Annotated in this window: 6 protein-coding genes; all 6 read right to left on the bottom strand. The window is 36.3% G+C overall.

What is annotated here, in order from left to right:
- Window positions 1-63 precede the first annotated feature (63 nt).
- Window positions 64-1,764, bottom strand: coding sequence for a DUF5018 domain-containing protein (locus DCC35_RS02880; RefSeq protein ID WP_137089376.1), 1,701 nt, complete (start codon window positions 1,762-1,764; stop codon window positions 64-66).
- A gap of 651 nt (window positions 1,765-2,415) precedes the next feature.
- The gene (locus tag DCC35_RS02875; RefSeq protein ID WP_137089375.1) at window positions 2,416-2,706 is read right to left on the bottom strand and encodes a type II toxin-antitoxin system RelE/ParE family toxin; all 291 of its coding nucleotides are present in this window, start codon (window positions 2,704-2,706) and stop codon (window positions 2,416-2,418) included.
- Complete coding sequence (locus DCC35_RS02870) at window positions 2,699-2,938, bottom strand: ribbon-helix-helix domain-containing protein (protein ID WP_137089374.1); 240 nt, start codon at window positions 2,936-2,938, stop codon at window positions 2,699-2,701. The genes DCC35_RS02875 and DCC35_RS02870 overlap by 8 nt, the downstream gene beginning before the upstream one ends.
- A gap of 1,102 nt (window positions 2,939-4,040) precedes the next feature.
- Window positions 4,041-4,736 (bottom strand): hypothetical protein, encoded by a 696-nt coding sequence (locus DCC35_RS02865; RefSeq protein ID WP_137089373.1) that lies wholly within the window; start codon window positions 4,734-4,736, stop codon window positions 4,041-4,043.
- Window positions 4,737-4,747: 11 nt separating this feature from the next.
- A complete protein-coding gene (locus DCC35_RS02860) occupies window positions 4,748-14,380 on the bottom strand; it encodes a LamG-like jellyroll fold domain-containing protein (RefSeq protein WP_137089372.1) in 9,633 nt (3,210 codons plus the stop codon).
- A gap of 43 nt (window positions 14,381-14,423) precedes the next feature.
- Window positions 14,424-16,310, bottom strand: a complete 1,887-nt coding sequence (locus DCC35_RS02855; protein ID WP_137089371.1) for a hypothetical protein — start codon at window positions 16,308-16,310, stop codon at window positions 14,424-14,426.

The raw sequence follows: 16,310 nt of genomic DNA, 5'->3' as shown, positions 1-16,310 counted from the left end.
TTGTAAATAAAAAAAGACCACTACTAGTGAAGTGGTCTTTTTAATATCTAATAGTTGCTCTTCTTATTCAGTTACATAACCAAATTTAGATAAAGAAGACCATCCAGCTAACCATGTTGGCTCACCTGCTGCAAAAGCTCCTCTATAATTTACTTGCTCCATTCCTGCTGGTACAGATGCAACATCTGTATCATTTGTTGCTGGTCTTGGATCTACAGTAATGTTAGAAACTCCAGTTCCCCTATCTAAAGTATTGATAACTGTTGTTGTTTCTATTTTATTCATGTTGTCAGTAAGTTCAGCAACAACATCAGCAATAGGAAGTCCATTTGATACATCAACTACTGAAGAAACATTTTCACCATCATAATTACCAATCATTGCCCAGGTATTATTTAAAATCTCTAATTGGTACCCATCGATCGGAGTGGTAATCAATCCGTATGAATCTTCATCAGAATCTGCAAGGTTTTCTACTTGAACAGCGTAGCCAGGGAAATCAACGATGATTGAATTACCTAATTTACCAGCAAACTTTTCTCTCATAAGGAAAGCTCTTTGTCTTCCTTCTGCACTACCACCAGGGCCAATAGCTGTATAATTGAATATATTTGGCGCAGAGAACAATGGCGCATTGTTTGGATCAGCACCATCCCACTCTCCTGCATGATCATAGCCTTCTGCATCAGATCTCATTAAAGTAAATAAGAATTGACCGTTCCCTCTCCATCCAAGGTCAAAGTCAAAGTCATCATCAGTTGAGAATGCAACTGCAACGTGCTTGATGTTCACAGTACCACCGAAGATCTCGATTCCATCATCAGCAGTTGAGAAGATATCAATGTAGTCGATAGTCGTACCAGATCCAACCCCACCAAGAGTAAGGCCCTGAATCTCATCTCCTTCTGCAAGTCCGATACCAGTATATCTGATAGAAACATACTTTAATACTCCAGAATTATCATTTTCCTGAGTACCACCGTACTGTCCTCTAGTTTCTTCAGAAGCAATACCTTCAATTGCGATACCATCACCTTCTGCATTACCCACACCTGCTTTATAAGAAGGAGCATTACCTAATACGATAATTCCTCCCCATTGTGCATTATCTGAAGGGGTAAGTGTGTTACCTGTCATATCATCTAACTCAGCAGTAAAAATAATCGGGTTTTCAGCAGTACCTTCAGCCATGATCATTGCATCTCTTGCTATGATTAGAGAAGAAGTATTGTCTCCAGTAGAAGGAGCGTTCTTGAATTTAACAGTAGTTCCTGCTGGGATATTTAAAGTCGCCCCAGCTTCGATAAATATTAGACCATCAAATAGGTACTCTTCACCAGCTACAAGGTTGTAAGTAATTCCAGGAATGAAGTCATCATCAGTGTAAGTACCTCCGTTATAAGTTACTTCGCTTTCTTCAGAAACAGTAACGGTGTAATCCTTAGTTGTTCCATCCTGTGCAGTTACTGTGTAGGTAACAGGAGAAGAAAAATCTTGAGCAACACCTGATGCAGGATCTACAGATGCACCTGAAGATACCTGAATGGTAGGTACAAGAGAAGTCACATCAGTACCTGGGAAAACATTAGCAATAATAGTTGTACCACTGATGTTTCCTGTTACCTCAGGATCAAGTCCTGCAAATACAAAAGAAGTAATGTCTTTGGCTGAGCTTTGAGGCTCATCATCATCATCGCAAGATTGCAGCGTTAAAAAGCCTGCTATAAGTGCGAACGCTAAAATTGAATTGATTAATTTTTTCATTGTGTCCGATTTTGTTTTTTCTGGTTCTAAAATCTGGAGCAAACTTCGAGATATAATGTTAAGTCATTAAGTTTCGTTGTTTAACAGTTTATTAAATAGATGACTCGTATGTTAACTTAAGTTTATCTAATAATGCCAATGGTTTGACTACCAGGATTGAGAGGGGTTATAGTTATCTTTTCATAGTTGTTTGGTGGGTGACATCATATAAAATGACTAGTGGCGTAAATGAGATTATATGCTTTATTTCTCATCTCCTGATGAAACAGATTTCTCACATACTGATTTCGCTCTCGCTTATCAGTAAATACGTTCGAAAAGACGGTAATTTTGGGGTTTGGTGTTTTTGTGAGGCAGTTTGACTCGGTAGTAATTGACTCAAAATTACTCTATTTTTCCACCTAAGTCTGATATCCTATCATCCAAGCAATCCTACCAATCCTAGTTCAGACAAATAAAAAAGCCTCCAGAAATAATCTGATGGCTTTCGTTTTATGTTTTGATCTTGTTAATTTCAACGGCACGCGTATTGCTTCGCTACGCGCCTGACAGAATTACCGGGATACAATCCCTGCTTTTCATTAAAAGTTTGAAGTTGTCCTGCGGAACACTCAAAACGGCAAGGGAGCCAAACGGATTGAATTGGCAATTTTATTTTAGTATTTCAGTAGCATCTTGTCGCCCAATGATTGCCATAATCTCGACAACATTGTTATTAACTCTGAAAAATATACTGTCGAATCCGCAAACACAACGTCTATATCCTTCTTTAATGAAATCTACTGATTCGAATGAAAACGGTCTCTCTGCTATTATGTCAAAATAATTATAAAACGTATTAAAGTACTTGTCGGCTTGTGACTCCCCAAATTGTTTGACTCCATATTGATGTATTCTTATTAGGTCGTTTTTGGCTTCATTACTTAGTCTGTATTCAGCCATTCAGACCTGACTTAGATTTTGCAAGAATTTCTTCCTTAGAGTCTGAAGTAAAACCACTGTTTTCTGCTTTTTCAAGCTTAGCTTTAATCCAGTCGATTTGCTTTTGCTGTTTTCTTGCCTGCCGGATTAAATCATTTACAAGTTCACTTTTGCTTGAATATTCCTGACTTTCGACTTGAGATTTTAACCACTCGTCATTCGGTTCTGTAAATGAGATACTTTGACGTGCCATAATATTTTAGCTTGATGTAAATATACACCATATTCGAATCAATTGCAAGAGTGGTTATGTTGCCAACTTCAAGGTTATTTGTTCAGTAGATTTTTTAAATTAATCAATCCTCACTTACTGACGATTCTACTGAATGTCAGCACAGGAACGAAACAAAGTTTGTCAGCATTTATATATTCAGACAATTATTACAATCCCTGCTTTTCATTAAAAGTTTGATGTTTCGCTACCATTAAACTAAACTCTCTAGGAAATAATACCGATCGATCCAAGTTCAAACTTGAACCAGATTGAGAAGCCGAAAAAATTGATCCCTTTAAAAACCCGGTTATGCTGCAAAGGCTAAAAGACATCAACCACCTGGATGAGGATGAAAGAAAATGTGTACTCTTTAACCTGGATTATACATTTGAAATCGTGATGAGATTATAAAACACAAAGAAAGAGACACTTATATTGATGAGGCATAGCACCGCTATGGTGATTCAATAAACTTGTGTTAAGTGGCTCTTTCAAAGAGTTTTATAATCGGAATAGATTCTCTATTGCATATTTCAGGTTTAATCTTGATGCTATCCTACGTGATGCTAAAGCCCGCAAGGCTTATGCGACTAAATAATAAAAGCCCCCAGGTATTAACTGAAGACTTATGGTTTTATGTTTTATTAATCTTGTTAATCTATTTTAATCATGTAAATCCTGGTTCCAATTCATCGGCACGCGTTATGCTGAAAAAGCAACGCGCGCCAGGTGGGACCCTCGCAAGCCAGGTCAAGTTTTGACGATATATTCCACTTTCTCTACACGTCTTCGATGGTTCACACTGACGCAACGGTCAGTATCTTTCGACTTTCGTTCATCTCCTATATACGCACTTGATCTTTTAACAAGACCTTTTCCCTGTTCCGCTCAATACCAGATAATTACTCATCCAGCACCGAAGGGTAGTTTGAAGGCTCCGCCTGAACAGCACCTTCAGAGGATCAATTAGATCCTGACACCTGTCGTCAGGACCTACCTCCATCTCAATTACAGTTTATGAAAGACTTTAACCCGAGCTTTCACTTCTCGGCACACCTTGGACCAGTTGGGGACGGATTAGTTAAATCAATTCAATCCACCTTGGAATATCTCCATCTAATGTGGTCTTATCGTTCTCTAAATTATAAATTAACTTAAATGATTTCCTTGACAAACCAGAGGATTCAATTATTATTTTATCTTCTTCCTTTTTAAAATTACCATGCAGCCTTAAAAGGTATTCTTTATCCGGCCAAACTTTACATAATTTTTTTTGTGATATTAATTTATTGTCTTTTGTAAAGTTAAGAAAAACAATAGCTCCGTCTTTTTCATAGGTATAACCTAAATAAATTTTTTTACTTTCAACAAAGTCTAGCGGTTTGTTATAAATTTTTGTAGTAGAATAATTACTTTCCTTCGCTCGATCAAAAGCTTTAATAATTTTCTTAATATTCCAATTGAATGATTCTGCAAACGCTAAAACTTGTTGTTTTGAAATCTCTACTAATATTTTTTGTCTAATTTCATTCGAACTTTCCCAAAACAATTCAAAATCAAATATAATCTGCTTACGTAATTTCCAGCCAGAATTTACAATAGTATTACCTATTACTTTTTTTGTGAATATAAGATCTATACATTCAATGTGTCCAGTGTCTAATTTTTCATCCTGTAAAAATTGACTTATTGAATTGCAGATTATATTTGCCTCTTGATTGAATAATTTTGCGTTTGGATTTCCAAAATAAGACTCAATATTTAATTCTTTTAGCATAATAAAATTAATTAAAACCATGTTGGAGGTCTATGACCTAGTTCCCCTTCTTGAGTAGCTTGAGGCCTCCTTTGTTCTGCAGGCCTTCGGTTGTGTTCTTCAAAATATTCATCTACATATTCCTGTTCTAAATCTCTTGCTGTTTCGTTATCATAGGCTCTATCAATAACTTCATAATCAACCTCCGTACCATAATCTAAGGATAGCTTTTTTAATTGTTCTTTAGGCCTAACCTCCCCTCTACCAGAGATCCCAAATTTTAAAATTTGGCCAGTCTCTTTTATAAAAATCTTATATATAATTTGAGGTTTTTTGGATTTTTTGCTATTCCCATGTATTGGAACACCAAATTCCTCGACTAATTCTAAATATCTATCAACTTCATTATCAGCAATATAATCTCCATTCGCAATCTTTCTTTCAAGGTAATCGAATTCTTGTTTGTCAATTTCTTTTTGCTTATCAATCCACGTAGGTGTGTAAGCAATAATAAATTGCCTAAAAAAATCACCCATGCCCCAAAATGAATCACCTAATATATGATAGTTTCTCTTTTGGTTGGATCCAGAAGCAGGTGGCCTTGGTAATACTAGTACTGGTGGTGGTGCTACTGGTGGTGGTGCTACTATTTGTGCCTTTGACTTTCCTCCTTCATTATAATTTAAATTTTCACTAGATTCCAATCCATCAATGTCAATTGCAAGTATAGGCATATTTGAAGCAAACTGATACGGAGTATAAAATGGAAAATCCGGCGCCAGCGGATCCACACTCAAGAACTTGGCGATACTGGGGTTGTAGATTCGGAAGCCGTAGTCGTAATTAGTCAACTCCTGTACTTCCCCTGCCATATCTGGCTGGTTGGTACCTGGCTGTATGCCGTTGTACAGATCTACAATTTCTTGCTCTGTCAGGGTGCGGTTGTAAATTTGGATCTCATCCATACCGCCAGCCATTTTGATACTCGTATTAGGATCACTAAGCTTTAAATTTGTATATGCTATTCCGGAGGCTAATCCTTTAATTGGTGTATTTGAGCCATCTGGTTGACCATCCACATAGAAACGGATTGACGTTCCATCTCCCGAAACAACTACATGATGCCATTTTCCAGCATTTAGAGTTCCGGTAGACCCTAATGCTATTGTTCTCTGACTACCTGTTCCATTTGTTATTGTAAATCTTAATTGTTTATCACCATAGGTAGTATTTGTCTCATACATGAAATTAAATCCGCGATTGGAAGTGGAAGATTGATTTCTCATAAACATATATCTGCCTGTTTCCTCATCAACCTTAACCCAAATACTAATGGTAAAAATTCCAGTGTTGTGTATAAAGGCTACATCGTCTTTACTATCTGGAATGACTACATAATCATTTGTTCCTGTAAATAAGAGTGCTTTATTTTCAATCCCAAAACGATCTTGGGTAGTAGAAACAGCTCCATACTTAGTTCCTGTTAATCCTGATCCTGAATAATCCTCTACTTTTCCATCATCCAAATGCAAACCTAATTTTAACGCATCATCCTTAAATACTACCGGGAAGGCCCCGTCCCACTCTCCACTATCATCGCGTTCTTTTCCGTTGAAGCCGTATCGGTAATCATTTGTTTGATCAACTAAGTCCGGCATATCAGCACCGAATGGATAGTAATTGCTGATTCGCTTAATATCGGCTGTAAAGCCGGTAGTAATATCACCTACTTTCTTATCTGATATTACTGTACGAACATTACCTAAATGGTCTTTCAGTTCATAACCTTTCAATCCTAACACGCGAGATACCTCACCGCTTAATTCATTGGTTATGGTATTAATATTCGGATCAATTTCTATCAAAGGCTCAACCATGCCAAGTCGTTCACTACCATAAATTGGAGTTTCCTGCTGTCTGAAATAGTCGTTTGTTCCATTGGTTGTGATGTTTTGTTCGTAAGTAGACATCACATTACCCGATGCATCGCGTACATAGTAAGTTACTATTTGACTATTATCCGGGTTGATCAAACGTTTCACTACCCGGTTACCCAGGGCGTCATATTCAAACTCCGTTTTGGCTCCATTTGTCTTCTGCACTGTAGAGACTTTTCCTGATATATTCCAGTTGATTTGATCAACACCTGAAATATTATCTCTCACCAGGTTACCTATCTCATCATACTGGTAATTATTGACTCCCTGGCTACCCATGTCTTTTCCAACAGCACCGGCATAATCTACCACATGGTTTAATCGGTTTATTAACTCACCCTCTTCATTCTTATCATAATGATAGCGGAAATCATCGATTAAAGAACTGCTGCCACCTTGTCGGGTTAAGGTTTGCAGGTTACCATTACCATCATAGGTATAGCTTGTAGCAAAGTTATCTACACCATTCCAGTCGAATCCGTTATGAGTAAATCTATTACTTGACTTAATTCTATTTAATACATCATAGCTATACTGGAATCCCATCAAACCACTACCTGTTAAATTTCCATCAACATTAGTCGCCCACGCACTGATGTTACCGTTAAACAGGTCTTTTCCTGTCTCAGCATTAAGCTGGTTATTAATATCATTTGCTGGGTCAACATTTTTATAATCACCGCTGTAATAATTAAGCGTCATAGCAAAAGCATCCTTAGCGGTTAATCCACCTAAAGTGCCATCTTTACCAGGGTCTTCTGAAGGATTTAAGTCATGGTCATTTATCGACTTCAACCAACCGTGAATAGTGTAGGTATAGTCCACTCCCTGTACATGGTCTTCTCCCAGGATTGTTCGCTTCAACGGACCATGAGCATAGTATTCATACTCTGCATCGGTATCCCAGAGAATTCCGTTTGGTGAAGTTTCTACTTTTACGATTCTGTTATCCGCATCGTATTCATATCGGTGGAAGAATGCATCTTCCTTGCCCCTGTTATAGGCTACTTCGGTAACATTGCCACTAATCAGGTCATACTCATACTCAATGACAAAGCCTCGACCTAACCCGGGTAGTTTTTGAATTAATCGGTTCACATTTCCATGGATATCATATGAGAATACAGAGATTGATTGATCATCAGTAGATTGCTCACTTAAATCCCCATCCGCATCGTACATGGTATAGCTTACCCGGTTACGCAGATGTGTTTGAGTGTGGTTGTTCAACCAATCTTCTGTAGGATGAGCTTGGGTATATTTGGTTATTGTCCTTTGCTCCAAACCTGTCTCTGTGGTCGGGAAACTACTCTCTCCCACCTGGTTTATCACACTTTCAAAATCGGAATCATTTCCATTAGACTGCCCTACTTCGATCACTCTGCCCAGAGCATCGTACTTAGTGTATGAAAACTTCCCTTCCTGTCGTTGCTTCGCATTGATCGAGAATCGCAGCAGACCAAGATCATTGTAGTAGAAGTTGGTTACTCCACCATCCGGAGTTGACTGCCATACCAGCTGACCGAGTGAATTATATCGGTAATGAGTCTCCATGGTATGGTTCGGATCTGCAAGTTTAGATGCTTCAATACCACCATCACTCACATCGAGGGTTTTAACTCCAGCCGGAGGAACAGTTTTTACCAGGTTACCTGCACGGTCATAGTAATATAGTGTATAGTGATAAATAGCTTCATCGTATTTATATTTAATGCTTTCTTCCCAGAAATCAGGGATCTCACATGCTTGTTTGTAAGACTCTTCTATCGCTTTTATTTTTTCAGCTCTTAGAATTCTAAAGCTTTCATCAAATGCTGATAAAACCTTTTGCCTTTGCTGATCTTCACAAGGCTCAACTGTAGGATGATATACATAGTCTTTCAGCTCGTCTGGTATTTCATCATAAGTGGGACTAGTAGGAATATCAGTAAACTTGAATTGCAAGTGATAAGCTTGATTAAAATAACATGGTTCTGAATTACTATATTTATCTATACCACCATGGCCAATTGTTAATTCTTGATTACCATCATCGTTAAATACATAAGTATAATTTTCACCAAAAATAGCCCCTGTGACTTCTCTATAACCATGTGTCGTTTCAACGTGCCTTAAGTCATACTCTATAATATCAGAAAAATCAGTTGAGAATACCTTAATTAAATTATCATTAGCTAATACTATATTTCCTAACTCATCAAAGTTAAAATAATAATATGATGTATTTAAAGGCACCTCTAATTCCTTTGATAAATAATTCTTATTTCTACGAGTTAGAAACCTACCAGAAATACCACTTTTCGTTTCGAGCCCGAAGATAGTATTTGGAGAAATTTTAAAACTAGTGCCTAGTATCAAAGGTTCATAATGAATATTTATCACTTCAAAATCAGAATTTAATCTGACCAATGCGCTTTCATTATTTGTTAAAAATGATGGAGGCAAAGCATCTCCTTTAGTGAATCTAAAATAAAATTCGTTTGTGTAACCATCGTAATATAAGTTGAACCATTTTCCTAAAGATTTATCAAATCCAGAATAATCGCCAACTTTATTTATATTAGAAATGAAATCTAATTCATTGGTATACTTATCAATATCCATTTTATATTGGCTACTTCCATTAATATTATTTAGATAAGTAACAACCCAGTTTCCATTAGTATGATTAAATGTAGCTTCACTTGCATAAGCAGACCCATTAAGAGGTTTCGAATTGATAAAATTTAGGTTTTGATCATACTCGTTTACTATTCGAGCACTACTTCTATTAAAATAAAATAAATAAATGCTATTTTCATTTTCAATTTCCAATTTCCAATTTGGATCATTACTTGCATCATTAATCTTTATGAATTTTTCAATTCCATTCTCATGACTAAAAATTGCTAAAAACTTGAAATAGCTGGCTTGTTCGTCATTAAAAGTAGTTCCATTATATGTGAATCCATCTCTAGCTCTACCCAATAAATATGCCTTTCCATTTAATACTACAGACTGTTCTACATCTAGCAATGGATATAAATTTTCAATAAACCTAAATTCAAATAAATTTCCTTGATCAAAACTAACCTCTTTGTAACCAGAAAGTAATGAACCGTAATTTACTTTAACATCGATGTTTGCGTGCATTACTTTTTGAAGCGTACCTATATCAAAATTAAACTGACCGGCATCTGTGGTATTAATGTTTATCTGATCACAATAGCCTTCCTGGCATTTGCTAACTAACCCTTCTACCATGTTATCAAGCTCACATTTACTGATTGTTGGATCTGTAATTATAAGCCCTGGCTCTTCCTGTAAAGAATATTGAAAATAAGTAGTTTCATTACCCTGATCCCCTTGAACTAATTCCGTTTTAATAACACGGTATCCTTCAAAAGTAGCTCCTGAATTTGTTGATAATATTTCATGGGCTATTTTATCACGAAATTCTACAGCCCTGGATTGACACAGCTCATAACACTCACTTTTTATGTTAGTTTCAAAATACTGAGGATCTTTAAGAATATTTTTAACTTCATCACTTAACGTGCCTCCCTGGCCTAATTTTAATGCTTGTCTATCACAAAAAGAAAGTTGATTAAAGTACGACTGTAGTAATGGAATAGTTCCCAAAGGATTTCCTACTAATTGATTAAGCAGATCTTCATGCTCCTTTATCCCTTCATTAAAATAAACATATTGATAATAATTTTGAGGATCAGAAGATTTAGTAATACCTTCTAACTTACCATAATAGTATATTTTATCAAAAAAAGCTGTTTTCCATAATTCTTCAGATTCAGTAGATTCATCGCAATTGACATCCATGACGCCTGAAACTTTTGAAGACATTTCTCCTTCGAGGATATTCAAAAAGCGATCGAGGATGGGCTGTTCTTCAATGGTCAGATCAATATCCTCGTCAATCACTTCGTTGTCAGGTATGTGATATGTTTTTTCGTCTTTTTTCGGATCAGTGTCTGGAGGGTTCGCAGAAGAAACTTTGATTTGAGTTACCAATCCTTCCCACGCACTCCAGACTTCGTCATTTGATAATTGAGGATAGTCTATCAGAAGGTTTCTAACCATTTGATCTAAATCTCCCGCAGAGATTTTAGCAACCTCTCTCTCGATATCTGAATACGCTGGATTGTATTTGTAATAAGTGATTGAGGATATACCTTCTAATTCACTATTAAAATAGGCCTCATATTCTTGACTAGCTTTTTCTAATGGTTCATCAAGGCAATCAGAGGCTGGTAATTCAAAACTGATTGACTCACAGTTTATGGGAGTAGGGTCAACTTCACTAACAGATGTTGCAAGGGTGACGATATTATTTTCATTAGCAAGAGAACTTAAATCACTAGTGGTCTCAACATCATCTCTTAACCTGGAAACCCTTGCATCAAAAGCTTTTATTTGTTTCTTCTTAAATAACTCCAGATCGGTTTCGGTATTTTTTTCATAGGTTATTACCCCAGTATTTGGATCAGTAATTTCTTTATAACCTATATTTCTGGTTTTAATAGTTTTTACAAGAGTATAGTTTACCCCAGGTTTAAGTGTTGGAGCTGTTCCGGTTAAGGTTTCTCCATCAAGAACAATACTACATTGCCCATTATTATTTGCTGCAGTAACCTTAATAGGTTTTTCAGTAAAAACTTTAAAAATTTCTGATCTATCAGCAAAATCTCCTTCGGAAGTTGTTTTATCAGAGAACAAAGGGTCGCCTTCCTGATAAAGTGCGAGCTCTAGATAATAATCACAATCTGTACAAATAGAATTACAATCAAAAGAAGATGTTGTATTGCCATTATTAGCAGGTATCGAAAAAGAATAAGTAAATTCTACACCACTTACTTCCTCGGTAACAAAAACATTATTAACTACCTTAAACTCTCCAGGACCAGTCTGATATGACCTGGCTTCAAGACTCTTTTGAACTGTTTCTAATGGAACATTTAATTGATCCATCGAATTAATATCAGTATATGAAAGCGCTGTGGCGATTGTCCTCCCTGCCTTATCTGTATAAGATACCGATGCAACTCCGTTAGCATCAAATGTGACCTGTTTGGTGACATTTTCAGCATTAGGAGCGTCTTTTCCAAATACTTTTATGAGTTCGTCAGCCTGGGCATTAAGATAATAGGTCTTGATAACCTTGTCTCCAAATTTTCTAATTTCTTCTCCGGTTACTTCGTCATAAATTATCGTTTCACCTACTTTATGTTCTCGCCCTACTCCAGCCTGAATATAAGGCCTGCTTTCCGGTTCATTTCTAAAAATAGTTTGAGAATACGGTCTTCCTTCTGCCTTTGGAACTTCTGCGTTTAGCGGATTACCTTCTCCATCTAAAAGAGTACTTTCATAATAACTATTGATACTTAAAGCATCTCCCATTTTGAGATTATGACCAGTTAAAGGTGAAGGTTCCTGAGCTCCTGTATTTTCCCTTAAGATTCCGCTTTCTTTATATCCCAGATAATTCTGATTATCAGCCATTGGGATTGGAAGTGAATTGGCGTTGTTACGACCCAAGTGGTCATAATAAGATTCGGTTCCTACGACACGATTATTTAGCCTAGTTTGTTGTTGTCTAACCCTGCTTAAGCCATCTGCGTAAGTTACCTGCTCTTTTACTTTTCCTTGTTCTGTAAAGAATCTACTATAAATCCAGTTAAGATCCTGGTCCGGGTCGGTATGAGTAATTACATCGCCATTTGACCATGCACTCATTTTTTGAGCATCGTGACTGATTGTTCCATCTAAATCAGACCCTAATGCCCTTACTCTCCAGTAATAACTACCACTACCCTCTGCTAAAGATAATTGAGCTATGGTAGGATTGGCCTCGGTATTTTCACCCTCTACTGCGATAAAATAATTAGTTGCATTTTCCCAATTTGGAGAAGTTTCCTCTGCATACTTTCTAACTATCTGGAGGTGGTAGTAAGGAATTTCATAGCAATCATTTGGATTGTTATTGTAAAGTTCAAAAGAATGTTCCCACTGTGTAGATGCATTCGAAGGTTTTACTCCGACCAGTGCATTTTTTACGTCGATTGAATATTTAGGCTCGATGTAAAACTCAATATTAACATCATCAATATCAGCAGGATCAATTGTTGAAGTAAACCATGGTGACCCATTTGGTTCTATTGAAATTGATCTCAGATCATCTAGATCATAAGTAGCTGCGTCTAAGGTGAAATAATATATTTGTTCAGGCTTGGTGTTATCTATATTTAATGAAATGTTCTGATCTGAGATGCTAGAATTTTCAAAGTTGAACTTAGCTGTAAAATTAGCTGTTGCGGAAAATGCCGCATTACCCCAATTATGCATGTCTCCGGTATTCAACTTTCCGAATAATACAATTTCATCGTAGGTGCGTCCACACACACTTGTTCTCTGATAACAACTGTTTACATACATTGATTTAGATGAAACATCAGAGGGAATAAAGGACACTTCAGTTGCAGCATTTTCTTCCGGCACTATGATTTTAAATTTATAATCGGATCCGACACAACCATTTCCCTGAGGTCTTAAAGTAAATTCTTTTGTGCCTGAACTATTGAAAGTAAGTTTAACTGATGTATTGTTTAAATTTGGTTCTGACAAGACAACGTTATCAGGAAGCTGAACAAATTGACCATTTTCATCGTAAAAGTTTTCCCAAAGAATGTCGGTTCCCGTAGATGTGCTTAAATTTATTTCAATTGTTTGACCTTGACATACATCAATATTACAATTGTCACAACTTAAAATTTCAGGTTTTTCAACAGTAACCGTATGATTTACATACACATCATCTCCACAACCTATTATTCTTGCAGATAAACTATAATCACCGGCCTGAGTAAATGTATAATTTATTGATTCTACATCTGTATAATCAGGAATAAGACTTCCTTGCCCAACGGGATCAATATACCATTCAATTCCTGTATATGAGCCATTAATATCCAATTGAAATGTTTGGGTTGGATTATCTGGAATACATACTAAACTAACAGGAGAAACCAAAGAGGCTGAAGATACTCCTGAGGATATACTTATTGATTTAGAAGGAGAAGTACACGTAGATTCTGAATTTATAGCTGTTATGGTATAATTACCAACTTCTGTAGGTGTGACGGTAATTGTTTTGGAAGTTAAACTCTCTCCCATTGGTACAAGAAAACCGCTTGGTAAATCCCAAGTGTAACTTTGTGAAGCATTTAGTAAGCTAAGCGTAATTTGATTTCCTGCACATAGATCTCCGCTAACAGATATTGAGGGACTGCTATCGCATTCTATTGGAATAGTAAAGCTATAATATCTTGAAACACCATCAAGGGTTGCTCTTATTCTAATTCGCTCTCCACCTTGTAAATTATAATCATTAAAATCAATGACTACTCTATCAATATTATTTGCGATATTAATATACAATCCATAATCAATACTGATATGCCAGTCAGTATTCATCACTTCAAAACACCCTGAAGGATTTGTTACAGCTCGAAATGTTTCAGTTTCATGAGCCTCTATAGTTGTACCAGCATCACCATCTCTCAATACCTTGTCGATGGAACAAGTTGTAGTCCCACCATCCCCGGGATCAATTGGTTCAATTGGATCAATTAGTTCCGGTTCTATTAATTTGGGTGACGGTTCTGTGAATGTCTGACCAAAAATAAAATTGACACTAAAAATTAAGCTAAAAGCAAAAAGTATTATCTGGCGCATTGTGATACTAATTAAATATCAGTTGATAAATTCTGGTTAAAAGTTAGTTCCCTGTTCCCGGGGTCTGAAGGTTATAAAAGTTTTCCTGCAGGGTCTGAATGCCTCTTTCTGTTTCGATTGATTTTCTAATCAGTTTTCCTTCAACATTATAATGGAAGAAAGTAGCAAAGTGATTATTGTCGAACGTTGCCTTCAATCTCAAATTATTGTAATCGTATACATAACAGGAAACTTCAGCTGTATAAGGCTGTGTCTTAATGTCGTCAATTATTACAAGATTGTTTTGAGAATTTTCGATAGACAAGGTCGCCTTCCCTGAAAAATCTTTTAACGTTGTATTATTAAAAAATGCCTCATAAAGTGACCATGATCCTGATGAAGCGAGTTCGACAGGATTAACAATTTCTTGATTAATATTATCGGAAATGCCAACATTAAAAATTAAACCGGCAGGAGCCCAAAACTGAACTAAAAAACCACCTGATTTCAACTGCTCATCAACCTGGATATCTTTAGTTATTATTGTACTTGACAAATTATAATGAGTAGCTCCACTATGTGAAGTAGACAAGCCATTTACTTTTTCATCTTTAACAAAAGCTTCCTCACTAATTAAGTTCCACCCTGAAGAAATAGCTACCGAAGAAATATTACGACTTTCAAAACTTTCAAATGATAAATTATCACTTGATTCAACATTCACTCCAGATGCCGAAACCAAAAATCCTGTTTGATCAAATTTATTTACCGAATAAATGTTTAAAGGATTGTGGGTAACCACAGCAGATGAATACTGGTCCACCTTATCAATTTTACTTGAGCTAACCCATCCATTCCCCTTATTTACATCATTCTCCCAATTGAACCTGCTAATTGAAAACGTGCCATCGGATTTATTATCTATTTCTTGTTCGAATGATTTGGGGTTTGACTTATAATTCGCCGAATATATAGGAAAATAATATCCTTCATTTCTACTTTCATAAACATTTGGAGGTTCTATACCCAAAGGAATTGTCTTCTTAGACATATCTACAATAACCCGGTTTTTATCAAAATAAGTAGCCTGAGCATTGACTATTTTATTCGATAAATAAGCAGTAGCCTGAGCTGTAAAACAATGCATAGGCACTTTGTAACATGCTCCTGAAGCATCTTGAATATAATAGAAACCACTTTTATTGTCTAAATATACTTCAACATTTTGGAGACTAATCAATGGGAAATCAGTTGTACACAATGATCTCACCTCAAAGTTCGCTGCCGAAAAACTTACACAGTTTCCAGTAGTACTGACCATTTTTATAGTAAAATTCCCTGTTCGTCTAGGAATATATGTAAGAGATGTACTTGTTTGATCGACTATATCTATGCCCTCTGGTACATCCCATGTGTATAAATACCCATCAAAGCTATTTGTTGAAATAGTTTTTTGAGCGCCAAAACTAGCAATATTTATACCTTCGTAGCCGTCAAACCCACTATGGGCAAAAGCAACCGAATCTTTATTGGGACAGGGCTCTGGTCTAAAAGTGATAGGTAAAGAAGCTTCACCTATTAGATAATTATAGGCATCGTATACCCAAACTGATAGAGTTCCAGATGTATTTGCTTCATAACCAGACCAAGAGATTTTTGTACCTATACTATTTTCTATTTTAATTGTCTTTCCTAAAAATTTCCATTCTACCCTGTCTATATCACCTGACTTACAAGCAAAATTGTTCCACAAAAAGGTATAGTTATATTCCTCGTTTGTGTGTACATAAGGATTTTCTTCTCCACTAATACTATGGATGTCGAGATAACAAGGTTCAGGATCACTTGGATCCTCTTCACCCAGAAGACCCCCACCATCAAGCTCTTCTTGCGAATAGATGCTAATATTGAAGAAAAAAAGAGTTGCAACAAAAAGTATTAACTTATTCAT

The organism is Mangrovivirga cuniculi, assembly GCF_005166025.1.
Classification (GTDB): Bacteria; Bacteroidota; Bacteroidia; order Cytophagales; family Cyclobacteriaceae; genus Mangrovivirga; species Mangrovivirga cuniculi.
Note: the sequence above shows the minus strand (reverse complement) of the source record. Positions and strands in the feature narration are given on the sequence as shown.